This is a genomic window from Pseudoalteromonas aliena SW19 (genome assembly GCF_014905615.1).
GTDB lineage: Bacteria > Pseudomonadota > Gammaproteobacteria > Enterobacterales > Alteromonadaceae > Pseudoalteromonas > Pseudoalteromonas aliena.
In genome coordinates this window covers 658,756-683,853 of sequence record NZ_AQGU01000025.1, presented here as the reverse complement: position 1 = coordinate 683,853, position 25,098 = coordinate 658,756, and the positions used below count along the sequence as shown (strand labels likewise).

Annotated in this window: 18 protein-coding genes and 1 pseudogene; 7 read left to right on the top strand and 12 right to left on the bottom strand. The window is 39.6% G+C overall.

Features of this window, described 5'->3' with window-relative positions:
* Window positions 1-252: 252 nt before the first annotated feature.
* Window positions 253-834, bottom strand: coding sequence for a superoxide dismutase (locus PALI_RS08590; protein WP_193155580.1), 582 nt, complete (start codon window positions 832-834; stop codon window positions 253-255).
* 265 nt (window positions 835-1,099) lie between these two features.
* On the opposite strand from PALI_RS08590, the gene PALI_RS08585 reads away from it, so the two are divergent.
* Window positions 1,100-1,438 carry a Grx4 family monothiol glutaredoxin gene (locus PALI_RS08585; RefSeq protein WP_004335359.1) on the top strand — a complete coding sequence of 113 codons (339 nt, stop codon included), beginning with the start codon at window positions 1,100-1,102 and terminating at the stop codon, window positions 1,436-1,438.
* 77 nt (window positions 1,439-1,515) lie between these two features.
* On the opposite strand, the gene PALI_RS08580 is transcribed toward PALI_RS08585, so the two are convergent.
* The 6 genes from PALI_RS08580 to PALI_RS08555 form a co-directional block, all read right to left on the bottom strand.
* Window positions 1,516-2,829, bottom strand: coding sequence for a sensor histidine kinase (locus tag PALI_RS08580; RefSeq protein WP_193155579.1), 1,314 nt, complete (start codon window positions 2,827-2,829; stop codon window positions 1,516-1,518).
* Window positions 2,829-4,160, bottom strand: coding sequence for a sigma-54-dependent transcriptional regulator (locus PALI_RS08575; protein ID WP_182701100.1), 1,332 nt, complete (start codon window positions 4,158-4,160; stop codon window positions 2,829-2,831). The genes PALI_RS08580 and PALI_RS08575 overlap by 1 nt, the downstream gene beginning before the upstream one ends.
* A 71-nt stretch (window positions 4,161-4,231) precedes the next feature.
* Window positions 4,232-5,440, bottom strand: a complete 1,209-nt coding sequence (locus PALI_RS08570; RefSeq protein ID WP_193155578.1) for an ABC transporter permease — start codon at window positions 5,438-5,440, stop codon at window positions 4,232-4,234.
* An 11-nt stretch (window positions 5,441-5,451) separates the two neighbouring features.
* Window positions 5,452-6,765 carry an ABC transporter permease gene (locus tag PALI_RS08565; RefSeq protein WP_182701098.1) on the bottom strand — a complete coding sequence of 438 codons (1,314 nt, stop codon included), beginning with the start codon at window positions 6,763-6,765 and terminating at the stop codon, window positions 5,452-5,454.
* 3 nt (window positions 6,766-6,768) lie between these two features.
* On the bottom strand, window positions 6,769-7,479 hold the full coding sequence (locus tag PALI_RS08560) for an ABC transporter ATP-binding protein (RefSeq protein WP_077538203.1): 711 nt from the start codon (window positions 7,477-7,479) through the stop codon (window positions 6,769-6,771).
* Between the two features lie 50 nt (window positions 7,480-7,529).
* Window positions 7,530-8,783 carry an efflux RND transporter periplasmic adaptor subunit gene (locus PALI_RS08555; protein ID WP_193155905.1) on the bottom strand — a complete coding sequence of 418 codons (1,254 nt, stop codon included), beginning with the start codon at window positions 8,781-8,783 and terminating at the stop codon, window positions 7,530-7,532.
* A gap of 1,109 nt (window positions 8,784-9,892) precedes the next feature.
* Between PALI_RS08555 and gltB the strand changes: the two genes are divergently transcribed.
* From gltB to PALI_RS08540, 4 genes and pseudogenes are all read left to right on the top strand, one after another.
* Window positions 9,893-14,350, top strand: a complete 4,458-nt coding sequence (gene gltB, locus PALI_RS08550; RefSeq protein WP_193155577.1) for a glutamate synthase large subunit — start codon at window positions 9,893-9,895, stop codon at window positions 14,348-14,350.
* 9 nt (window positions 14,351-14,359) lie between these two features.
* Window positions 14,360-15,775: an FAD-dependent oxidoreductase gene (locus PALI_RS08545; RefSeq protein ID WP_193155576.1), complete on the top strand. Its 1,416-nt coding sequence runs from the start codon at window positions 14,360-14,362 to the stop codon at window positions 15,773-15,775.
* A gap of 275 nt (window positions 15,776-16,050) precedes the next feature.
* A pseudogene (locus tag PALI_RS20115) lies at window positions 16,051-16,313 on the top strand (transposase domain-containing protein); the annotation flags it as partial.
* Between the two features lie 620 nt (window positions 16,314-16,933).
* Complete coding sequence (locus tag PALI_RS08540) at window positions 16,934-17,953, top strand: GGDEF domain-containing protein (RefSeq protein ID WP_226894522.1); 1,020 nt, start codon at window positions 16,934-16,936, stop codon at window positions 17,951-17,953.
* 19 nt (window positions 17,954-17,972) lie between these two features.
* On the opposite strand, the gene PALI_RS08535 is transcribed toward PALI_RS08540, so the two are convergent.
* From PALI_RS08535 to nadK, 4 genes are all read right to left on the bottom strand, one after another.
* Window positions 17,973-18,284 carry a hypothetical protein gene (locus PALI_RS08535; RefSeq protein ID WP_193155575.1) on the bottom strand — a complete coding sequence of 104 codons (312 nt, stop codon included), beginning with the start codon at window positions 18,282-18,284 and terminating at the stop codon, window positions 17,973-17,975.
* Between the two features lie 132 nt (window positions 18,285-18,416).
* Window positions 18,417-20,090 carry a DNA repair protein RecN gene (gene recN, locus PALI_RS08530; RefSeq protein ID WP_193155574.1) on the bottom strand — a complete coding sequence of 558 codons (1,674 nt, stop codon included), beginning with the start codon at window positions 20,088-20,090 and terminating at the stop codon, window positions 18,417-18,419.
* A gap of 75 nt (window positions 20,091-20,165) precedes the next feature.
* Window positions 20,166-20,711: a hypothetical protein gene (locus tag PALI_RS08525; protein ID WP_077538196.1), complete on the bottom strand. Its 546-nt coding sequence runs from the start codon at window positions 20,709-20,711 to the stop codon at window positions 20,166-20,168.
* A gap of 73 nt (window positions 20,712-20,784) precedes the next feature.
* Window positions 20,785-21,669 carry an NAD(+) kinase gene (nadK, locus tag PALI_RS08520; protein WP_077538195.1) on the bottom strand — a complete coding sequence of 295 codons (885 nt, stop codon included), beginning with the start codon at window positions 21,667-21,669 and terminating at the stop codon, window positions 20,785-20,787.
* Window positions 21,670-21,987: 318 nt separating this feature from the next.
* Here nadK and PALI_RS08515 point away from each other — a divergent pair, with 318 nt between their 5' ends.
* Together PALI_RS08515 and grpE are read left to right on the top strand one after the other, a co-directional pair.
* Window positions 21,988-22,953 (top strand): HrcA family transcriptional regulator, encoded by a 966-nt coding sequence (locus PALI_RS08515; protein WP_193155573.1) that lies wholly within the window; start codon window positions 21,988-21,990, stop codon window positions 22,951-22,953.
* Window positions 22,954-23,011: 58 nt separating this feature from the next.
* The gene (grpE, locus tag PALI_RS08510) at window positions 23,012-23,623 is read left to right on the top strand and encodes a nucleotide exchange factor GrpE (RefSeq protein ID WP_182701091.1); all 612 of its coding nucleotides are present in this window, start codon (window positions 23,012-23,014) and stop codon (window positions 23,621-23,623) included.
* Between the two features lie 30 nt (window positions 23,624-23,653).
* Here grpE and PALI_RS08505 read toward each other — a convergent pair whose 3' ends face one another.
* A complete protein-coding gene (locus tag PALI_RS08505; RefSeq protein ID WP_193155572.1) occupies window positions 23,654-24,856 on the bottom strand; it encodes a Bcr/CflA family efflux MFS transporter in 1,203 nt (400 codons plus the stop codon).
* Window positions 24,857-25,098 lie beyond the last annotated feature (242 nt).

The following is a 25,098-nucleotide window of genomic DNA, read 5'->3' as shown; positions in this document are numbered from 1 at the left end:
TATTTTCTCTAGCCAGAGATTTTTAGTGAAAACAAGGCGAATTTGCGCGTCAATAGCGGGCCTATTGCAAGTAAATTCAACGCAGTTAGCGCTGAAAATAGCTGCTTGAGATAGATTTATTATCCAGAGTTCAGGTTACTTATTCCTGTTGGCTTAGATAGCGAATTACGCGAATATAAAAATGGCAGGTGGGCAATTAGAGACAAAAAAAGACGCTGAAGCGTCTTTTTTAAATTAGCGTTTAAAGGCTAATTAAGCGAAGTTAGTGTTCGCGAATTCCCAGTTAACAAGTGACCAAAAACCTTTAAGGTAATCTGGACGCACGTTACGGTAATCAATGTAGTAAGCGTGTTCCCATAAATCCACAGTAAGGATTGGAGTAACGCCATCATCTGTTAATGGTGTAGCAGCGTTAGATGTATTAACGATGTCTAGTGAACCATCAGCAAGCTTAACTAACCACGTCCAGCTTGAACCAAAGTTATTTACTGCTTTGTCGTTTAATGCAGTTTTAAACGCATCAAAAGAACCCCATTTAGCGTTAATTGCATCAGCAACTGCGCCAGTAGGCTCGCCGCCGCCGTTTGGAGATAAGCTGTTCCAGTAAAAGGTATGGTTCCAGATTTGTGCTGCGTTGTTAAATACGCCGCCTTCTGATGAACATACGATCTCTTCTAGAGATTTGTTTTCAAACTCAGTACCAGGGATCAAACCGTTAAGCTTAACCACGTATGTGTTGTGGTGTTTGCCATGGTGAAACTCTAGTGTTTCTTTTGAAATATGTGGCTCAAGTGCGTCGATTGCATATGGTAGTGACGGTAGTTCAAATGCCATTTTTTTATCTCCGTTTTCTTTGGTTGATAGTCCATTTGGTAATACGTAATGCCTGTTGAAACAGAGCACTTATCTATACCAAGCGGTAATATAGTGTTACTATAATTGTTGAGTATTTTACTCAAGTTTAAGCAAACAGCAATGCTATTGCGAAAGACTATTTCAATTGCGGCTTTATTTGCCCATTTAAGTTATATATTTATGGTCACGATGTGTTATTTTCAAGACCTAAGTGTATTTAGCTATCGTTACTTTGAGGTTGTAGATGGAAACCATTGATAAAATTAAACAGCAAATTTCAGAAAACCCAATAATCCTTTTCATGAAAGGGTCACCTAAATTACCAAATTGTGGTTTTTCTTCACAAGCATCACAAGCGTTAATGTCATGTGGTGAACCATTTGCATACGTTGATATTTTACTTAATCCAGACATTCGTGCTGAGCTTCCAGCATATGCTAATTGGCCAACATTCCCACAGCTTTGGGTAGATGGTGAATTAGTTGGTGGTTGTGACATTATTATCGAAATGTTTCAACGCGGTGAATTACAGCCGTTAATTACAGAAACTGCCGCTAAATATAAAGAAGCTGACGCAGAATAATCGATTAAAGGTTATTAAGCTTCTCTAAACACAAAGCCACTTTTTAAGTGGCTTTGTTGTTTTTAATTTTCGTGAATTTATGAATAGGGAAGGCTTATCTGCACATTTAAGCCGCCCTCTATTTTGTTATGCAAACTGATATGCCCTTGATGCGCTTCTGCAATTTCTCTGCACAGGGCAAGCCCCAAACCGCTCCCCGTGCTTTTTGTTGAATAAAAAGGCACTAAAGCATTTGCCATTACTTGTTCGCTCATTCCTTTACCGCAGTCACTGACATTAATAACACACGCTTGTGTAACGCATTCAACCTGAATATGTATTTCGGTGATGTTAGAGCCTGACTCATGCGCATTTTTTAATAAGTTTATGAGCAGCTGCTCAAGCTGTGCTTGATCTGCTTGTAACTCATGGTGTGAATTTTTTATTTCGTAGCTAAATTGCCAATGATTTTTTAAATTATTGAGTGTGTTTTGCCAGTTAACCCGCGTTTTGTGTGGTTGAGGTAACTTAGCAAATTTGCCGTAGCCTTGTACAAACTCAGTTAAATGGCTGATGCGTTCGTCAATCGTTGCAAATACACGGGCAAGGCGAGGCTCATCAACTTTATTTGCGAGCAATTGCGCACTGTGTAGCATGGATGACATAGGACCGAGTGAATTATTTAATTCGTGGCTAATAATACGTATTACTTTTTTCCAAACGGCTACTTCTTGACGACTAAGTTCACGGGTTAATTGTTTAAATATATATAAATGGTGCTTTTGATTGTTGAGTAAAAACTCTCCTGTGGCTAAATGCCAAGTTTGCGAGTCTTGATTCTCTATTTCTATATTAAAGAGGCCGTCAACACCATGCTCAACAGCGGTTTTTAATTGCAGTGGTGAAGTTGAGAGCAACTTACCGAGCTGCATGCCTTCAAGACGAGTTATGCTATTAAATAAGCTACGGCTAATTAAATTACTAAATACCACAATATTATTGTCGTTAACCAGTAGCAGCGCTTGCGGGGAGCTTTGCAATACTTTGTCGAGCATTAATTCGCGTTGATAAATCCATTGTTTTTCTTGGCGAAGCTGTTTAGCCGTTTGATTATAAAGTTGGCACAATTTTCCTAGTTCATCGTTATTTTTATACGCGAGTAAACTAGATAGTTCGCCGTCTTTAAAATTAAGTAGCCCAGTTTCGAGCGATTGCATACCCTGCTTTATTGATTTAGTTAATACCTTAGAAAGTAATATGCTCAAGAATAATGTTAGCAGTATTAGAAGTGCAGTGTGATCCAGCGTAAAGTTACTCAATGTAGCAATAGCAGCAACAGGGAGGGTGCTACAAAGTGCACAAATTAGTATGACTTTTTTACTTAGGGACAAATTATTAATAACGTTTAGCATCAATAATCAATCCCCATTTTTTGCAACCGCCTGTAAAGTGCTTGCCGGCTTAAACCAAATTTACGGGCAACCTTTGCGATAACACCTTGATGAGCGCGTATTGCATCTTCTATTTCTTGTTTAGTCGGCTCTGCTTTTATATCTTTATGCGCATTAATCGATGGCTGAAGCGCAAAGTCATTGACCGTAAGTGTGCCGCTGGGTTTTAGGACTGCGACACGTTTACAGGCGTTTTCCAACTCGCGAACATTACCAGGCCATTTGTAGTGTTTAAGTGCCTGCTCTGTATCTATATTAAGTTCTCGGTGCGGTAAAAAGTAACTAATAAGTGCCAAAATATCATCTTGCCTATCGCACAGGGCAGGCACATTGAGCTCAATTACGTTAAGGCGATAGTATAAGTCCTCTCTAAATCGTCCTTGTTGAATTGCTAGTAGTAAGTTTTCGTTAGTTGCTGATATAACGCGTACATTTACTTTGCGTGTTTGTGTTGAGCCTAAACGTTCAAATTCGCCGGTTTGTAGTACGCGTAGTAATTTCATTTGTCCAGAAAGCGGTAAATTACCAATCTCATCTAAAAACAAAGTGCCACCGTCTGCGGCTTCAAAGCGGCCAATGCGTTGTTTGGTTATACCTGTATATGCACCTGCTTCAGCGCCAAAAAGCTCGGCTTCTATAAGCTCTTGTGGCAGAGCGCCGGCGTTCACCTTAATAAATGATTGCGACACAAGCGGGGAGTTTTTTTGAATGATATGTGCAATGCACTCTTTACCACTGCCATTAGGGCCTGTAATTAATGCTGATATATCAGATTTAGCCACTTGCAGCGCCATCGTGATCAAACGCTCCATAGCGGTGCTTTTAAATATTAACCCAGCAAGATCTGCATTTTTAAATGTACCTTCACGTTCTTGTTGATGGCGGTTATGTGTCGCCACGATTTCTTTAGCATGGCCAAGTTCAATTAAGTTATTAATACAAATAAGTAATTTTGTATCGTCCCATGGCTTTGGTAGGTAGTCGGCAGCACCGGCTTTTACAAGCTCAATGGCGGTAGCAAGCTCAGTCCACGCTGTAATAAGTATAATAGGTAGGTGCGGGTTTATTTCTCGTAGTTCATAAAATAAGGTTTTACCTTCTTCGCCTGAGGTTGTGTCGCTGGTAAAGTTCATATCTTGAATTACAAGCGAAATTCGTTGATAACGCACTATTTGCAAAGCATCAAATGGATTTGTTGCCGTAACAACCGAAAAATCGTGAATTTCTAGTAACAATGAAAGTGCGTCGAGTACAGCTTGGTTATCATCAACAATGAGTATTTTATGAGTCATAGGTTATTTTTATAATTTTTTAAATGGCTACACTACTTTATAAGCAGTGTAGCATAGTGATTTACATATTATTAAATAGTACGAGTTGCGATACTTGGCGAAATATTAGCAGCGCGTTTGGCCGGCGCTAATACAGCAAGTAAGCTCATTAAAAATACGGCTATGGCGGTAACGGCTATATAACTTGGCGGCAGTGCTGCTACAGAAAAATACTGCATCAACATTTTTCCAAGCAGTATTGCTGTTACTACGCCTAAGGCTAACCCTAGGCTACAAATTAATGCATTTTCTACTAAAAAGTAGCTAACGATAGCTGATTTTCTTGCGCCAAGCGCTCTGCGTGTGCCAATTTGTTTAGTGCGTTTACTAATATTAAATAAGGTTAAACCAAAAATACCAAGAGCGGTTATAAGTACTAAAATAGTGATTAATACTATAAGCATACGCATCATGAGGCGGTCTTGTGCGGTGTACTCATTTTTTAGTTCATCAAGCCCTCTAATGTTATTAATAACGCGCTTACTGTAATTTGCAAGCATGGCATTTTCTATTTCTTTCATTACAGCTGCTCGCTGACCAGGCTCTGTACGAACGGCAACTTGTGTATAACTTTCTGCTTTAATATAAGGAATAAACGCAAAATTATCGGGTTTACTGTCTTTGAGCCAAGGGCCTTTCATTTTTCCGATCACGCCAATAATTTTAAGTGGTAGGTCGCCAAAATAAACGATTTTACCTAAACCATCTCCCCCAGGGTAAAGCTCATCAAGTAGGGCTTTAGTGACGATAGTGACGTTGGTGCGCTTTTGTGTAATTTCGTTGGTAACCAGCACTTCATCGTCGGTAAAGTTTCGCCCTGCAATTAAGTTAACGCCATACGTATTAATAGCATGATCGTCTATAAAAATATAAGCGGCCCTGACACTTAAGCCTTCTTGTGGAGCAGGTTTTAAATTAAAGCTAGAGGCACTGCCACTGCCTGATAGCGGGATACTGCTGCTTAGTGCGGCATCGACTACGCCGGGCATTGCTCTGATCATGGTTTCATCAAGCTCAAATTGTTGACTCAAGTTAATATCTGTACCAAAAGTCATTACATTAAACTTAAATATATCTTGTTCAGGATAACCCGTTTCTTGGTTTAAATAACTAATTCTGTCTTGAATAATAAAGGCTGCATTACTGACGATAGCGGTGGTAATTGCAATTTGAATTAGCAGCAATACGGCGCCTACTTTTGAGCGACATAAGGCATTAAATATAGGTTTTATTTCTAACATTGTGACATTCCTTATTGGCTCTTTAGATAAATGGCAGGATTGGTTTTGCACACCAGCCAAGCAGGGTACAAACCAGCTAGAATACAAGTGGTAATAGCAATCAATGGCGCACTTAATAACATGGTTAAATCCATTGTGGCCAAGTTTTCATAGTAGTTGTAGCTTTGCCCAACGCCCATTAAACCTAGTTGCGCTAATACAATCCCTAGCATGCCCCCGATAAAACCAAGTACAGCGACCTCAACTAAGTGTTGTAAAAATATTTGCCTTTTACTGGCACCTAATGCACGTCTTACACCTACTTCTGGTGCTCTGCGCAAAAACTTAGCTAAAAGTAATCCTAAAATATTGGCTAAGCACACACCTAAAAACATGAAACTTAAGCCCACTAAAATTTTGTTGTCCTCGGTAACGACGTTGTTGTATTGCATCCATTGATTTACATCACGTAATTTATACCCCAATTCTTTACGGTTAAATCGCCCACGTTTTTGTTGTTCTTGCATATAGGCTACTAAATGATTTTGATAGGCTTGTTTTTGTTCTCGTGTATTGAGCTCTGCCCAAAACTGGATCCATACTTGCTCCGATTGCAGTTTATCTGCAAAAGTTGGCGTGTTTTCGTGCTTCCACCCATTACTATTGCCCCAACTAACGAGCTCCTTCGCTTTAATTAAACTAAAAGGCATAAATAATTCTTCTATTTTATTAAATGCGCCATTATTTAAGTCATAATATTTAATGTTAAGTGGCCAATGCTTAAGCACACCAACTACTTGATAGCTGGCATCGTCTAAATTGATAAGCTTACCTATGGGGTTTTTTCCTGCAAATAGTTTATCGTTTAGTTCTTGTGAAATAACAACCACAGGTGCGGCTGAGTCTTCTTGTTCTTTGCTCCAAGCCCCGCCGTACAAAAATGACAAATTAAACATGCTAAAAAAGTCAGGCGTTGTCATCCGCGCACTGCCAATAAAGGGTTTTATTTTATCTGAATCTAAATAAACTGAGAAACCGGTACGCATCATGGCAACTTTTCGCTCGGGACTGGGTGCCTTTACTAAATTTACGGCATCTTGGTAGGTCAGTTGTAGTGGTGTGTTATCTTCGGTCCACCATGTACTTCCGTCGTCCATTGTTTGCAATTGTACGCTGTAAAGTTGGTCGCTTTTTTCAGGAATAGGATCAGCCGACATCATGTGATACACACTTAAGCTCGTCATAGTGATGCCAATGCCAATAGCAATTGCCAGTACCATTAAAAAACTCACCAGCGGGGTGCGCTTAAAGCTGCGCCAACTTAAATCTAAGTAATGAATAAACATTGGCTAAACTCCTGATGCGGTTCTAATATTTGGCGCACCCTGATAAAGGGTGAAATCGGCAAGTTGTCCATCGACTACTTGAATATTACGCGGAGCTCGGCGCGCTAACTCGCTGTCGTGCGTCACCATTACAATAGTGGCGCCATCGCGATTTATTTGCTCAAGTAGCTCCATAACTTGGCGAGCCATTAAGCTATCAAGATTACCAGTTGGCTCATCGGCAAGTAAAAAACGAGGTTCTCCGGCAAGTGCACGTGCTATTGCAACACGCTGTTGTTGACCGCCCGACAATTGTTGAGGTAAGTGTTTAGCGCGAGATGCTAAACCAACTTGTTCAAGGCATTGCTCAATTCGACGTTTCCGCTCATTTGCTTTAATCCCTCTGTAGCGAAGAGGGACCTCTATGTTTTCATACAAATTTAAATCAGGGATTAAATTAAAACCTTGGAATATAAAGCCAATTTTTTGATTACGTAAATCGGCACGCTGGTTGTCATTTAAGCTACCGACGTTAACACCGTCAAGAAGGTATTCACCTTCGTTAAAAGGTTCCAGCATACCTGCTATATTTAAAAAAGTTGTTTTACCAGAACCACTCGGGCCTGTTACGGCAATAAACTCACCTTCATTTACTTGTAGATTAAAGTCGCGTAGTGCATGAGTTTGTACCATTTCAGTTTGGTATACTTTACTTACGTTGTTCATTTGTAACATGGATATTCCCTAATTATTTTTACGTTGGTTGAGAACGTTATTTATTCTGTTTAGTTTAATAAAATCGTGTCGGCTTGTTTAAAGTCGCTGTAACTAGAAATAATGATTTCATCGTTTTCTTTAACACCGCTTAAAAGTTCAACCGCGTTAATGCTGGTGGCACCTGTAGTAATAGGTATGCGTTTTGCAATGTTGCCTTCTACCTTATAAGCAACAATTCCGCCTTGCTGCATAAAAGCGCCGCGTTTTACTTGCATTATGTCTTGGCGGTTATCGAGTAAAATACGTGCTGTTAAACGCTGATTTTGACGAATGTTATTACTAACGCCATCAAAGCGAACGCGCGCTGTGACTTCTCGGTTATTTACCTCGGGTGATATAGCGGATAAAACACCCATCACGGTTTCACTGCCTAGTTTAAGCTCTACTTCCATACCGAGTCCTAATTCGTTGGCATAACTTTCAGGTACTTGGAGTTCTGCTTCAAAATTACTTAAATCAACGAGTGTCATTAGTGGCTGGCTTTGTGTTACGGCGGCTTTTTGTTGCACTAATAGGTTACCTACGATCCCTGTAACGGTAGCTTTAATTGATAAATTACTTACTTTTCGATTTAAATCATCAACGATAAGCTGCTGACGAGTCACATCACTTTTAGCGGCTTGTGACTCGAAGGCGAGTGTATCTTTGGCAAGTGATACCTCTTGTTGTGCATGCTTATAGGTGAGTTTTGCTCGGGATAGATCATCAACTGCTTTTTCAAGATCAATTTGGCTAATTAAGTGCTTTTGTATTGATAACTGCGCTCGACGATTTTCACGTTTGGCTGCGTTTAGTTCTACCTCAGCCATATCAAGAGTTTTATTTAATGCCAGTGTTTGGCGCCTTGCTTGCAGATGTTGTCTTTGTTGTTCACCTTCGAGCCTTTTAAGTACAGACTCTTGTTGCTTTAATTCATTTGTCAACTCTGGACTTTGAAGTAGCGCAAGTGTGTCACCTTCTTTTACGGTATCGCCCGCTTTGACTTTTAAATCTATAAATCCCCGTTCAGGGCTATACATTTGGGGGGCATTTGCTGCAACAATTTTACCGCTGGCAGCGATATCCCGTATGAGCGTTTTTACTTGAACCACTGCAATTTGTAATTTTGCGCGACTAATTGATGTGTCTGCACCGTTGCCTGCCATTAGAGTTTGAATACACACAAAACCGATTAGCAAGCTAATCACACTAGCAATGATGTATTTTTTATAGTTAATAGCTGCTTTTACCTGGACGTCTTGTGCACTCGTGTCTTTAATCATCATAAATCCTATTTTGTATACTTTTCGCAAAGCAGCACAACCGTCGCGCAGCATATAGCGGCGATAGGTGATACCAAAAATAAACTGAGGGTCAACATAGTTATTCCAATTAGCGAATCTATGGTGTTCTATACCAGTAATATGCCAACATTTAAGAGCTTGAAATATAATAGATTTTTTTATTTACGAGATTGTTAATATGTACGCGGACATAAATAGTGTCCGCTGCGGACAGTTTGGTAAATAAAAATCCACTATTAAAAGACTAGGGCGTGTTGACCTTTGTAGATTGAAATTTGTTCAATCTAGGGGCGATTTAATCGCGGCGCGAGGTTTGTAACCTAGTGGGCTAAGTAAAAACCGAGCAACAAAGAGTTAATCGTCCCTAGAAAGAACCCAAAGGGCAGCGCCTGTTTGTCATTAATGCTACGTTATCGCCCATTTATGGGGAATAACCACACACCATAGGCTCTGCCTTGCCTAAATACCAAACAGACTGCTGCAAATTTAATCTTGAAAGATCAACAGACCCTAAAATGCCACACAAATTAATAACTAACCTGAGCTCTAGTTAAGAGATTTACTAACGAATTGAATCATGGTGATATTTAAATTTATTTTCTCTAGCCAGTGATTTTCAGTAAATTCAACGCAGTTAGCGCTGAAAATAGCTGCTTGAGATAGATTTATTATCCAGAGTTCAGGTTAACTATACTAATTACAAGTAAATAAGAGAGATGTTAAGTCGTAAAGTGATGCAAATACCACAAAACTATCTAAATGTTAATTGTATTCGATAAGTTATATTGAATATTTATTCACTGAATGGCTGGTTTACGCTTACGTAAACTGACGCTTTTTGTTTGCCTGTTTTTACAAAATGTTAAACTTGACACCAGTGTCATGAAAAAAAAACCGCCAAAATACAGCTAAATGTTAAAAAAATAGATGTAAAAGAAATCTTGCCATCAAGTGAGAAATATTCAAGAATGTGAATATGTATTCAAAATGCTATTGACTCTATTTAAGATAGAGGCTAGTTTTGACCGGCTGTTAGCAAATCGTCGAGCAGTTCATTCACGCTAACAGTGCAGCAAGGGGAGGGGTCTATGTTATATGACTCAAAGTTAGAAAAAGAAAATTGTGGTTTTGGCTTAATTGCCCAAGTTAATGGTCAGGCTAGTCATCGGCTTATTCGCACCGCGATTACGGGGCTTGATCGTATGCAGCACCGTGGCGGTATTTCTGCTGACGGTAAAACAGGTGATGGCTGCGGTTTATTATTGCAAAAGCCAGACAGTTTTTTTCGTGCTATTGCTGGTGAGCACAACTGGCATTTAGGTAAGAATTATGCTGTGGGTATGATTTTTTTAAATTCAGATCCCGTTTTAGCACAGACTGCAAAAAAAATACTTAGTGAAGAATTAGAAAAAGAAACGCTAAATATTTTAGGTTGGCGTGTAGTACCAACCGACCCATCAATGCTGGGTCCTATTGCTGTACAGCAATTACCTGGTTTTGAACAAATTTTTGTTAGCGCGCCAGAAGGTTGGCGCTCTAAAGATTTAGAGCGTCGCTTATACATAGCGCGCCGCCGTGCTGAAAAGCGCATTGTTGATGACGAAGCTTTTTATATCGCAAGTCTATCTGGTTTGGTAACTATCTATAAAGGCTTAATGATGCCTGCAGATTTACCTAATTTTTATCTAGATTTAGCTGATATTAGAATGACCAGTGCGATTTGTGTTTTTCATCAGCGTTTTTCTACTAATACTCAGCCGCGTTGGCCTTTAGCTCAACCTTTTCGCTATTTAGCACACAATGGTGAAATTAATACTATTGAAGGTAACCGCCAGTGGGCACGCGCACGTTCATACAAGTTTGCGTCACCGCTTATTCCTGATTTACAAAGCGCAGCGCCGTTTGTAAACGAAACTGGTTCTGATTCATCAAGCCTAGATAACATGCTTGAGCTATTTTTAGCTGGTGGCATGGATTTATTTCGCGCTATGCGCATGCTCGTGCCACCTGCATGGCAGAAAAACCGTGCAATGGATGACGATTTACGTGCATTTTATGATTTTAACTCGATGCACATGGAACCATGGGATGGCCCTGCGGGTATTGTTATGTCGGATGGCCGCTTTGCAGCCTGTAACTTAGACCGAAATGGACTGCGCCCCGCGCGTTATGTAATTACACAAGATGGCTTTATTACCCTTGCATCAGAAGTGGGTATTTGGGATTACACAGCCGATGAAGTGGTAGAGAAAGGCCGCGTAGGACCAGGCGAACTGTTAGTTATAGATACTAAGCTTGGCAAAATTTGGCACTCTGATGAAATCGATCAAGATTTGAAATCTCGTCATCCTTATAAGTCATGGCTTGAAGAAAATGTTAAACGCCTTACTCCGTTTGAAGAACTTACAGAGCAAGATGCGGGTAATCGCTCGTTTGATGATCAAACACTGGCTAAATACCAAAAAATGTTTGGTTATACCAACGAAGAGCTTGATAGCGTTATTCGCGTAATGGGTGAAAACGGCCAAGAAGCCACAGGCTCAATGGGGGATGACACGCCATTTGCTGTACTCAGTGAAGGGCATCGCTCGCTGTATGATTACTTCCGCCAAAAATTTGCGCAAGTAACAAATCCACCAATCGACCCACTTCGAGAAAATCATGTAATGTCGCTGGCAACGTGTATTGGGAGTGAACAAAACGTATTTAACGAGACGACCGGTCATGCCAAGCGCCTACAGTTTGATACTCCTATTTTAATGTACGCAGACATGCAGCAATTACTTAATGCCGATGAAGCGCATTACAGTTACTGTAAAATTGATATTACCTACACAGTTGACGAAGGCCTAGAAAAAGCAGTGTCGCGAATTTGTGATATTGCTCAGAAAAAAGCAGCGTCTGGCTGTATTATGCTGGTACTAACGGACCGTAACTTTGATGATATAAATTTACCTATTCCAGCTGCTATGGCTGTGGGCGCTGTTCAAAATCGCCTCGTTGATAATAATCTTCGCTGTGAATCAAATATTATTATTGAAACCGGTAGCGTGCGTGATGCGCACCAGTTTGCTGTGTTATTAGGTTTTGGTGCAACGGCAATTTACCCGTACCTTGCATATGAGTCGTTAGTTGCAATGAGCGACAGCAAAATTATTAATAAATCGTACTGCGGGGTTACTCTTGCTTACCGTAAAGCCATTAATAAAGGCTTGTACAAAATTATGTCTAAAATGGGCATAAGTACCGTGGCTTCTTATCGTTGTTCAATGTTGTTTGAAGCAGTGGGTCTATCTGATGCCATTGTTGACATGTGCTTTAAAGGTGTGGCAAGTCGCATACAAGGTGCATGCTTTACTGACTTTGATGACGATCAGCAAAGTTTACACAAACTTGCTTTAAGTAAGCGTAAATTATTAAGCCACGGTGGTTTATTTAAATATGTGCACGGTGGTGAATACCATGCATATAACCCTGATGTTATTCAAACGCTTCAAAAAGCGGTGCGTTCAGGTGACTATAAAGATTACAGTGCTTACGCCGATTTAGTTAATAACCGCCCAATAGCAACGCTTCGTGACATGCTTGCACTTAAATTACCAGAGCAAGGTATAAATATTGATGAAGTTGAGTCTGCAGAAAACTTATACAAGCGTTTTGATTCAGCAGCAATGAGTATTGGTGCATTATCGCCAGAAGCACATGAGGCTTTAGCAATTGCAATGAATCGCTTAGGCGGTTGTTCAAACTCTGGTGAAGGCGGCGAAGATAAACTGCGTTATGGTACAGAGAAAAACTCTCGAATTAAACAAGTTGCATCGGGTCGATTTGGTGTAACGCCGCATTACTTACGCAGTGCTGATGTTATTCAAATTAAAGTAGCGCAAGGTGCAAAACCTGGCGAAGGCGGGCAATTACCAGGTGAAAAAGTAACCCCGTATATTGCAAAACTTCGTTATTCAGTACCAGGTGTTACGTTAATTTCGCCACCACCGCATCACGATATTTATTCAATTGAAGATTTAGCTCAGCTGATTTTCGATTTAAAACAAGTAAACCCAAACGCACTTATTTCTGTAAAACTGGTTTCAGAACCAGGTGTAGGGACCATTGCAACAGGTGTTGCTAAAGCCTATGCTGATTTAATTACTATTTCTGGCTATGATGGCGGCACAGGCGCAAGTCCGCTTACTTCTGTTAAATATGCTGGTAGCCCTTGGGAGCTTGGTCTTGCTGAAACGCAGCAGGCACTTGTTGAAAATGGCCTTCGTCATCGTATTCGCTTACAAACAGATGGTGGCTTAAAAACAGGTTTAGATATTATTAAAGCCGCTATTTTAGGCGCCGAGAGCTTTGGCTTTGGTACAGGTCCAATGGTTGCGCTTGGTTGTAAATACTTACGTATTTGTCATTTAAATAACTGTGCAACGGGTGTTGCAACACAAGACGAAACACTTCGGCAAAAGCATTACCATGGCTTACCAGAAATGGCGATGAACTACTTTAAGTTTATAGCGCAAGAAGCGCGTGAGATTATGGCAAGTTTAGGGGTTGCAAATTTAACAGACCTAATTGGTCGACTAGATTTACTAGAAGAAATTGAAGGTAAAACAGCAAAACAGAAGAAAATCGATTTATCATCTGTTATTGCTCAGCCGAATAACCCAACAGGTGAAACACTGTATTGTAGTGCACCTAATAGCTCGCATTATTTAGGAAAGCTTAATGAGAGCCTACTTGCTAAGGCGCAAGAGGCAATTGATGCTTCAAGCGGTATTTCACTGGTGAGCCGTATTTGTAATACCGACAGATCGGTCGGTGCAATGCTTTCGGGCTACATTGCTGATAAATACGGTAACCAAGGCATGGCAGCAGATCCAGTAACCATTGAATTGCATGGCACAGCGGGCCAATCATTTGGTGTATGGAATGCTGGTGGCCTTGAAATGACACTGGTTGGCGACGCTAACGACTACGTAGGTAAAGGGATGGCGGGCGGCAAGTTAGTTATTCGCCCACCACTAGGCTCGTCTTTCGAAAGCCATAAAGCCACCATTGCAGGCAACACGTGTTTATACGGTGCAACAGGCGGCAAACTGTTTGCTGCAGGTTGTGCTGGCGAGCGTTTTGCAGTGCGTAACTCAGGTGTGCAAGCCGTTGTTGAAGGCGTGGGTGATAACGGTTGTGAATACATGACTGGCGGCGTTGTATGTGTACTTGGCAATGTAGGCGTTAACTTTGGTGCGGGCATGACCGGTGGCTTTGCGTACATTTTAGATGAACGTAATGACTTTGAAAAACGCATTAATCCAGAGCTAGTAGAAATAGTCACACTTGAAAAGTTAACCTCGCATCAAGAGCATTTACGCGGCTTAATTGCTGAGCATTTAGAGCTTACGGGTTCGTGCAGAGCAGAGAGCATTTTGGCTAACTTTGAATTGTACTTACCGATGTTCAAATTAGTAAAACCAATATCCAGTGACGTAAAAAGTTTACTCGGGCACCGCGCCCGCAGTAGTGCTGAACTACGTGTTCAAGCGCAATAAGGGGGCCGTATGAGCGAAAATGTATATCAATTTATAGACGTGCAGCGTGTAGACCCGCGCAAAAAACCAATTTCGTCACGTAAAAAGTCTTTCGTAGAAATTTACGAACCCTTTTCTGAAAATCAAGTTAACTCACAAGCTGACCGTTGTTTAGATTGTGGTAACCCATACTGTGAGTGGAAATGCCCAGTGCATAACTACATCCCACAATGGTTAAAGTTAATACGTACGGGCCGCATTATAGAAGCAGCTGAGCTGTCTCATCGTACAAACAGTTTGCCAGAGGTTTGTGGTCGCGTTTGCCCACAAGACAGACTGTGTGAAGGCTCGTGTACATTAGATGAAGAGTTTGGTGCTGTAACAATTGGTAATATTGAGAAGTATATTACCGATGAGGCATTTAAAATGGGCTGGAAGCCTGATATGTCTTATGTAACTTGGACCGACAAAAAAGTGGCTATTATCGGTGCGGGCCCAGCAGGTTTAGGGTGTGCTGATATTTTAGTGCGTAACGGCGTTAAACCAGTGGTGTTTGATCGTCATCCAGAAATTGGCGGACTGCTCACCTTTGGCATTCCTTCTTTCAAGCTTGAAAAATCAGTAATGCAAAAACGCCGTGAAATATTCACTGAAATGGGCGTAGAATTTAAGTTAAATATTGAAGTAGGTGTTGATATTACGCTTGAGCAAATTTTAGCTGATTACGACGCTGTATTTGTAGGTGTGGGTACGTATCAAAGTATGCGTGCAGGTCTTGAAAATGAAGATGCAGCTGGTGTACACGATGCTCTACCATTCTTAATCGGTAACACTAACCGCGTGATGGGTTACGACGAGACAAATCAATCTTGTATAGATATGGCTAATCAAAAAGTAGTTGTACTAGGTGGTGGCGATACGGCAATGGATTGTGTGCGTACATCTATTCGTCAAAATGCAGCTAAAGTAACATGTGCGTATCGTCGTGATAAAGAAAACATGCCGGGCTCTAAACGCGAAGTTAAAAACGCGAAAGAAGAAGGCGTGATATTTACGTATAACGTTCAGCCTAAAGGCATTGTACTGAACGATAAAGGGAAAGTAACCGGCGTTAAAATGGTTAAAACTAAATTAGGCGAACCTGACGAAAAAGGCAGAAGCCGCGCTGAAGAGGTGCCTGGCTCAGAGCATATTATTGAAGCAGACCAAGTTATTATGGCGTTTGGTTTCCAACCTCACAAAATGGATTGGTTAGAAAAGTACGATGTAGAGATAAACCACTGGGGCGGTATTAACGCCCCAGAGCACGGTGAATTTACACATCAAACCACTAATCCGAAAATATTTGCAGGTGGGGATATAGTGAGAGGATCTGATTTGGTTGTCACCGCTATTTTTGAAGGACGTAATGCAGCTGAAGGTATTATGGATTATTTAAAAGTGTAATAACGTTATTTAACCTGAACTGGTTAAGATATTTACTAATAATCATAATGATATTTAAATTTATTTTTCTCTAGCCAGAGATTTTCAGTGAAAACAAGGCGAACTTACGCGTCAATAGCTGGCCTATTGCAAGTAAATTCAACGTAGTTAACGCTGAAAATAGCAGCTTGAGATAGATTTATTATCCAGAGATCAGGTTATTTATTTTTATGCTAAAGATCAACATGTCCTAGGTATATAAGAATCCGAATTTTTTTGTAGAATTCGGATTTTTTATGCAACTTTTTAATGCTCTCGATATTATTAACAACATAAAACCTAATAAAGTTGAAACACTCGCAGATTTACTTCCTTTATCTCTTACCTAAGAAGCTTATACGCTGAGCTAAACCGTTACACTACGAAAAAGAAAACCAACACTGGACAGGCTTAGTTTTTGATAGTTATGGTTATTTATAATGGGAAATCCATAGCTGATGTAGTTAACATGCTCGATGTTGTTGACCTAGATGGTAAGCGATTTATTGCGCCAAGCGCTTAACTTAGCGTCGTAAAAACCTTGGTGACGCCGCCATGTTTATAAATATAAAGAAATAAATAGTAATAACGGCATAATTGTTTATGTTTATACATTAACTGACTATGCTTATTTCTATAATTAAAAAGCGAGGGAGTCCAAAATTAAAAATATACGCATTTTGCGAGTGAAAATTGAGCAGTAAAACCTAAATCATTAGTGAAACAATGAGGTACAGCAGTCAATATTGTAATTGACCTGTTTATCTGATGCGAGAATAGATCATTAATCTAGGACCTGTTGACCTTTGTGGATTGAAATTTGTTCAATCTAGGGGCGATTTAATCGCGGCTCGAGGTTTGTAACCTAGTGGGCTCGGTAACTGCTCTTGCGCTACTCTAATGGCTTACATCCCTGTAATAATAAGTAAAACTAAGCAACAAAGAGTTAATCGTCCCTAGATCGAGCTCAAAGGGCTGCGCATGTTTGGCATTTATGCTGCGTTATCGCCTATTCATGGGGGGATTACCATAGGCTCTGCCTTGCCTGAATACCAAACAGTCTGCTGCAAATTTAACCTCGAAAGGTAAGCAGGCCCTAAAACTAAATATATAATTTAACAAAAGAAAACTCTCTTAACTATGTACGAATATTCAGACAAAACGGAAAGAACACTAATTGTAAGACTGTTTTCATTAATAGGCTTTATAGCGACATTTTCAATGTCTTGCATTGCGTTTACTAATGGCGAACATTTACTTTTTATGATGTTATTGTGCTCATCTTTTATTTATATGTGGGCATTTATTAGTTATATAAACGTTGAAAAATCTGCAAATACAATTCTTTATAATCTATACGTTTTAATGATTTATTTGGTGCTCACAGGGGGTGTTGAAGGGACTGGACCCATCTGGATATTTATTGTTTCTCCAGTCACATTTTCTATTCGAGGATTAAAGCGTGGTACTTTTGATATTGTTTTATTTTTGATTGCGGTAATTTTAGCGTTTTATTTTGCTGACGCCCTTGATATTTATAATTACGAACCTAATCAATATACATATAGAGTACTGTTTTCATTTATAATTGTTGCGATGTTAAGTGCTTTTTATGAGTACACAAGAGAAAAATATAATGACAAGATTATTGCTTTAAGCCAAAAAAATGAGGTGTTAGCCACAATAGACCCATTAACTAACTTGCCGAATCGACGGTATACAATGAAGAAGCTAGAAGAATTTAAGCTGGCTTTATCACGAGACCAAACCCCTTTTGTTATCATGCTTTGTGATGTCGATAACTTTAAAAAAATTAATGATGTGTATGGTCACGATATTGGTGACGAAGCGCTTACTCATTTAGCGAATACGTTAAAGCAAAATATACCAGATAAAGCACTTGTTTCTCGTTGGGGAGGGGAGGAGTTTCTAATTGCAATACCCAACGCAGTAAAAGAAAAAGGGGTAGAGGTTGCCAATAAAATACATGCTTCGCTTAAAAACAACTCAATATGTGAACTGCCAGAAAGTGTCAATTTGACAATTAGTATAGGTGTTATTCAGTGTCTAGAGGCGCGTTCTATCGATCTTGATATTAAGCACGCTGATGAATTACTTTATACAGCAAAAGAGCAAGGAAAAAACAGAACTTGCTCTTGATCATATTTTTGGGTGTCGCTTAATCCATAGAAAAATAGTCAAGAGACGGTTTTATTTTAGCTATACGGCGCTTTACGCTCATATAACATAGTAAGTTACAAATTACTTGCGAAGCTAAAATGCTCCAGTAGCCAATAACGCTATTATCAGAAGTATTCATCACATAGATTACCCATACAGCTGTTTGTAGTAATAAAACAACATTTAAAAACCGGAATAAATGTTGTTTAAATTTAGTGTGTTTAAAGCGACTAAAGAGAGTTAGAAAAATACTTAATGTTAGCAATAACCAACCCACAACAACGCACATAAAAAGTAAATCACTTGCCATTTCACTTATCCTTATACCAATCCGTAATAATACTTAATCAATTGAGGGGATGTAACTGCGTGAAAAAATTTCTTATACAGAACAAATGTATAGGAAAACTTAAACAGCGTGCCCCGTAATTATTTTGTTGGTTTAAGCGTGCGCTTTTATTAATTCTTTTGCGTTTGCTTTGGCTGTTTTACTTACGTTATCGCCTCCTAATAATCTCGCTATTTCATTTACTCGACCATCTTTATTTAAAGGCAACATATTGGTAAACGTTTCGCCTTGTGCAATTTCTTTCGCTACAAAAAATTGCTGGTGCGCACTACTAGCGACCTGCGGTAAGTGGGTGACACAAATAACTTGAGTAGACTTACCCAATTGACGTAAAAGTTTGCCTACAGCCGATGCGGTAGGACCTGATATACCCACATCTACTTCATCAAAAATGAGTGTTGGCGTTGTTACTTTTTGCGCGATGATCACTTGAATAGCAAGACTGATACGCGAAAGTTCACCACCAGATGCTACTTTTGCAAGAGGCTGGAGCGGCTGACCAGGGTTGGTTGATACTAAAAAAGATACATTATCGTAGCCTAAATTATTTGGCACACGATCTGTTTCTTGAATTAAAGCTATCTCGAATACACCGTTTTCCATTGAGAGATTTGCCATACTTTCACTGATCAAGGTATTGAGTGTATTGGCATACTCTTTACGGCTTTGACTTAGTTGCTCACTTGCTTGCTGATAGTGTACTAGCGCATTTTCTATTTCAGATTCTAGTTGTTCCAACCGAGAGTTATTATTACTAATTGATTCTAACTCCTGTGAAATAGATTGATGAAACTCAACAAGGGCTTGTGGTTTTATATGGTGCTTACGCGCTAAATCCATTGCACCGCTTAGCCTATTTTCTACTTCAACTAAACGAGCCGGATCTAAATCAGCTTGCTCAGTGTAACTACGTACTTCACGGCTTGCTTCTTCTACTTGAACCGCTGCTTCAGCAAGTAAGGTAGCAACACTGGCTAAGCTTTCGTCGTACTGAGCCAGCTCTGTAAATTGTTGAGCACTGTGTTGTAATAACGAACATGCATTTTGTTCATCACTTTCGTATAAATGTTGTAGTTCACGCTGACAGGCTTCTAAGATAGTTTGGCTATTGCTGAGTTTGTAATGCTCTGCTTCTATTTGTTCAAACTCGCCTTCTTGTAATGCAAACTCGTCGAGTTCAGCAACTTGGTATTCTAGGAGTTGTTTTTGGGCTGCCTGCTGTAGTTGCTGTTGCTCGAGATGTTTAAATTCTTTTTGTAAACTCGCAAATTGTTTATAGTTTTGACTAACACTACTAACGAGGTGGTGATGCCCTGCATAGGCATCAAGCAGTTGTAGTTGATGTTCGGCTTTCAAAAGGTGCTGGTGCGCATGTTGCCCATGAATAGAAATAAGGTATTGGCCAAGCTCTTTTAATTGAGCAGCAGTGACTGCACTGCCATTAATGTAGCTTTTACTACGACCATTTTTACACACCACACGTCGTAACAAGCATTCGTTATCGGCATTAGCTAACATGTGATGTTCTAAAAAAGCTTGTGCAAGCGGAAGGTCACTTAAATCAAACTGAGCACATACTTCTGCTTTGTCGGTATTGGGGCGAACCGCAGAGGCTTCTGCGCGTTCACCTAAGCACAAAGAAAGCGCATCAATAGCAATAGACTTACCAGCACCTGTTTCTCCGGTAATGGCGGTCATGCCGCTTTGCCACTCTGTGCTTAAATTACTTACGATTGCAAAATTTTTAACTTCTAAACCAATTAACATACTGTTTATCCATCCAGTCAATTAACTGTTAATTTATACAGTGTTTTGGTTTTTTGCAAATTAATTTTTTATTATTTATGCAGCATTGGCTTCTTGAGCTGATTGTTCTTCATTTGATATTTGTTGTGGCATGTTATTTTCAGCGGGTTCAGCAAGCTCAGCAGTCCTAAGAAGAATAATTAATGAGGGGAGGGTCTCAGTGTAAAAAACTTTGTTATATAAGATCCCTTGTGGTGGAAGCTCAGATACAAAGTACTGTATGTTATCAGCGAAAGTACTGCTTGATGATGTTTCGTAGGTTTTACTCAATTCATGAGACAAAATATTGATAAGTAAATCGGTGATACTTTCTAATTTTTGCAAGTTTTCGTCTGTATGACCCTGTACCACAAAAAAATTATTTACAATGGCTTGTATTTTAGGGACATATTTAGGGCGGATCACTTTTGCTTCTAATAAATCGTTCAGTTTGAGTTTTAAACGTAGACTTGTTTTGGATACTCGATCATTAAAAAGCTTTTTCTTAGCTTCAATTGCTATGCGACGATTTTTTTCTACGACTAAGTAGCTACCAAGTAGCGTTATTAATAATAAGAATGTAAAAAATACAACATACGTCATTACTACTAGTTCCTAAAAGATAATTTATTATTTTAGTATATTTTGCTCGAAAGTATTACGCTTGGCAATAAAATTAGTACAAACGGCTACCCCAATTTAATTTTGTGCGCAAAACGTTATAGTAAGAGTAATTTTTTGGGTGAATTAAACGCAGTTTTTTATCGGCTTTTTTAATTACCACTTCATCACCAGGTAATACCGCAAGTACTACGTGACTGTCGCAACTAACTTGTAAGCTATCTGTATTTTCGAGGCTGAGCTTTAAACGTACTTCGTTATCGGCATCAACAACTAGCGGTCTACTCGACAATGTGTGTGGAAACATAGGTACCAGTGAAATAGCATTGAGTTCAGGCGTTAAAATTGGACCACCGCCTGAAAGTGAATAAGCCGTGGAGCCTGTTGGTGTAGATACAATTAAGCCATCTGAACGCTGCGAAAATACAAAGTCATGATTAATAAAGGCTTCAAACTCAATCATGTGCGCGACTTTGTCGGCATGTAAAACGGCTTCGTTTACTGCTGAATTTGCACTTTTTAACTCATTATGACGATATACTTCTACTTCTAATAAAAAGCGTTTCTCTTCAATAAAATCACCGCTTAAAACCTGCTCTAAACTGGGTTCAAAGCCTTCAGGGTTCAAATCAGTTAAAAAGCCTAAATTCCCTCTATTTACACCAATTACAGCGACATCAAAACGGGCCAGCACGCGAGCTGCTCCTAGCATGTTACCATCGCCGCCTACTACAATAGCAAGATCAGCTTGCTCACCTAAATCAACTAACTTAACAAGTTTATTATTAGGCACATCCACTAATTGTCCGCCAGTGCGTTTTTCTACAATAACTGCAAAACCAAGCGCAAGTAAAAATGTATGCAGGCGTTGTAGTGTTGCCGCAGCCCCTGGGTGATTTGGTTTGCCAATAAGGCCAATGGTTTTAAAAGGAGAGTCCATAATGTACACACGGTAAGTTTTAGTCTTTGTAGAGTAACCCAAAAGAGAAGTGTTTGAAAATACAGATTTTAGCTAAATTAATATGACTTAATTACACCGCTAACTAGGGCGTGTTGATCTTTGTGGATTGAAATTTGTTTAATCTAGGGGAGATTTAATCGCGGCGCGAGGTTTGTAATCGAGTGGGCTCGGTAGCTGCTCCTGCGTTTCTCTAATGGCTGACATCAATGTAAAAACCGAGTAAAGCTTTTAATTATGTTACTAGGTTGCAGCAAGCTATAGACTTGAAATAATAGTAAACGCCCCGATATATCAATCATGCAACAAGATGTAGATAACATGAAAATAAATCCACGAGATCAGCAAATTTTTTCAGCTGTTATGAATATGTACTGTAATGGTGAGGGATTACCCGTACCATCAACAAAAATTGCCAAACTTAAAGGGATGGCAGTGTGTTCGGCTACGGTACGTAACGCTATGGCTCGTTTAGAAAAAGTGGGCTTACTGTATTCACCTCATACATCCGCAGGCAGGGTGCCTACAAATGAAGGGTTTGACTATTGGTTTGATGAGTTTTTTACCCTTGGCGACATTGCTAATTATTGGCAGCCAGAGCAAGCCCAGCTTGTTGAACTTGCCCATGGGTTAAGCCAAAAATATCAAGTGTGTTGTTGTGTTGGCTTACCACAAGCAAGCTCGCAGCATGTATTTAGAGTAGAAGTACTTGATTTTGATTCAACCGATTGGCTAATTTTATTAATAGACAGAGCAGGGCAGAGCCATAATATTTGTATTGATAAACCTCACGATTCATCAGACTCTGTTCGTTTTCAGTTTGCAACATGGCTGAATACTGTATTTAGCCAACAAACCTTAATGGAAGGCTTGTATCGTATGCAAGCTATGGCCAATACGGCTCCCCGTAATTGTCATGATTCACTTAATCAATGGACACGCCAGCTAAGTCAAAAGCTAGGTTCAGATAACAGCATAGTCGTAGGCGAAAACTATCTTTATAAACAAATTGATTGTGAACAAAGCTTAAATGTTGGCGTTTCATTTTTAAATTATGTTGAAGATAAGCTGGCTTTTAAAAACGGCTTATCGGTACTTAACAGCGAAAAATTACCTTTTACTGAGTGCGATGAATTAATTGTAATAAGTGTGCCGTATTTTCAAAATCAAGAATACCAAAGCCGCTTTTGTATAATTTGCCCTAAATCAGCGCAAATTGAAGAAATAATTCAAGAATTTAAATTAATTGAGACATCTAACTCTTGAATCTTTTTATTCAATCCCCATAATTACCGCAGATGAAAAGAATTGGAGCACGTATTTTATGTCTGAGCAGACACAAAACCCTGAACAAGAAGTAGAATTGAACGAAGAAATCTCAAAAATGCAGGCTGATGTAGAAGCTGCAGTAGAAGCCGCCGAGCAACATGCAGAGCAAGAGCAAAGCCCTGAAGCTGAGATTGCAATGCTGTATGCAGAGCTTGAAGCCGCTAAGCAAACTATTGCTGATCAAAAAGATGGTGTTGTTCGCGCAGCCGCTGACGTAGATAATATTCGTCGTCGTGCAGCACAAGATGTAGAAAAAGCGCATAAATTTGCACTAGAAAAATTTGCTAACGAATTACTACCTGTAATTGACAACCTTGAGCGTGCTATTGAATTTTCTGATAAAGAAAACGACACGTTAAAGCCGTTGCTTGAAGGCATTGATATGACAGTTAAGAGCTTTAATGACGCTGTATCTAAATTTGGTGTTGAAATTGTAAACCCACAAGGTGAGCAGTTTAATCCAGATTTTCATCAAGCAATGTCTATTCAGCCAAGTAATGATGTGACACCAAATACAGTGCTTGCTGTTATGCAAAAAGGTTACACATTAAATGGTCGTTTATTACGCCCTGCGATGGTTATGGTTTCTAAAGCGGCTGATGCTTAATTTAGCCCTTTAATGAGTTTAGAAAATGCCTCATAACGAGGCATTTTTTTTGTCTTTCAAATAGTGGAACCACTGCACTAGAACCGTTAAAACGACTGCGCTGAACATCAGGCTCGAAAAAGGCACAGCACTTTTTGCATGCATAATGGCCAGTAGTGGGCCAACTAGGGCACCACTACCAAAGCGCAGAGTGCCGATAACCGCTGTAGCCGTCCCTGTATTTTTCTCAAACTTCATTAAAATTAGTGAGTCGGCATTACTTGCCGTGATACCTAAACTCATCATTAGCGGTGCAATGCTTGCCACAATGTAATAAAGCGGCATGTGCAGTAAGCTAAATGTTAACAACGCACCACCTGAAAGCAATCCACATATTAGGCCGTAGTAGAGCATTTTACGCGAGCCAATACGCGGCACTATACGCGTGTTCAAAAAGTTACCAAACATAAGCGCCATTACGTTAAAAGCAAACAATACTCCAAATAATTGCTCCGATACTTTAAATAAATCAAGGTATACAAAAGGCACTGAAGTTAAAAAGCAAAAAAAGCCGAACGATACAAACATAGAGCTTAAAATATCTGCACGAGCTTCTTTATTGCTTAATATTATTTTGTAACTATCGAAGAAAAGCGCTAAACCTTTTTTTTCATTTGTGTGGATTGGAATATCGATTAAATACACTTGCACAAACGCTAAAATAATAAAGCTATATGCAGCTAGCACTAAAAAAATAGTCGACCATAAAGAAACCCCTAAAATTAATGAACCAATAGAAGGCGCAAGTAATGGCGCTATCATCATGATCATAGACACATAAGACATGCCCTTAGCCGTATTTTTTTGATAAATATGCCTAATAATACCAGGCACAACCACTGTGGCGGCTGCACCTGTGAATGCTTGTACTGCTCTTAGTATCCAAAAAGCGTGTATTTCGGTGGTAAATGCGAGTGCAAGTGAGCTTGCACCAAATAACGTTAAGCCTATTTTAGCAAGTTTACGACGACCAATTTGATCGGCTATAGGTCCAAAAAAGAGCATACCTAATGAATAACCTGCTAAATAGATACTTAGAGAAATTTGCACATTTGGCATGCTTGTTTGTAAATCGTTTGCAATGACCAACATTGCTGGTAAGTACATATCAATCGCCAGCGGGGTAATTGCTACAATACTGGCTAACAAAGGCAATAAAATACGGGTATTAAAAGACGAGACCGAGGCGTCCATGTATAAACTCAATCATTACTAAAACAAGGCTTATAGTGTAACAGGGCATTGTATTTGGATAAACTTAGTTTGCCTGCTAAGTTTATCCTTTCATCGTATATTGTCAGTATTCATGTGTTGTTATTGCTTGTTTGTGGGCAAGAACATTTGACACAGACATGATTTATTAAAAGCTAAACACAACCTAATGTAGCCTCGCACAAAGCAAATATTTAAAACGGGCACTGCGTTTGCTATTCTAC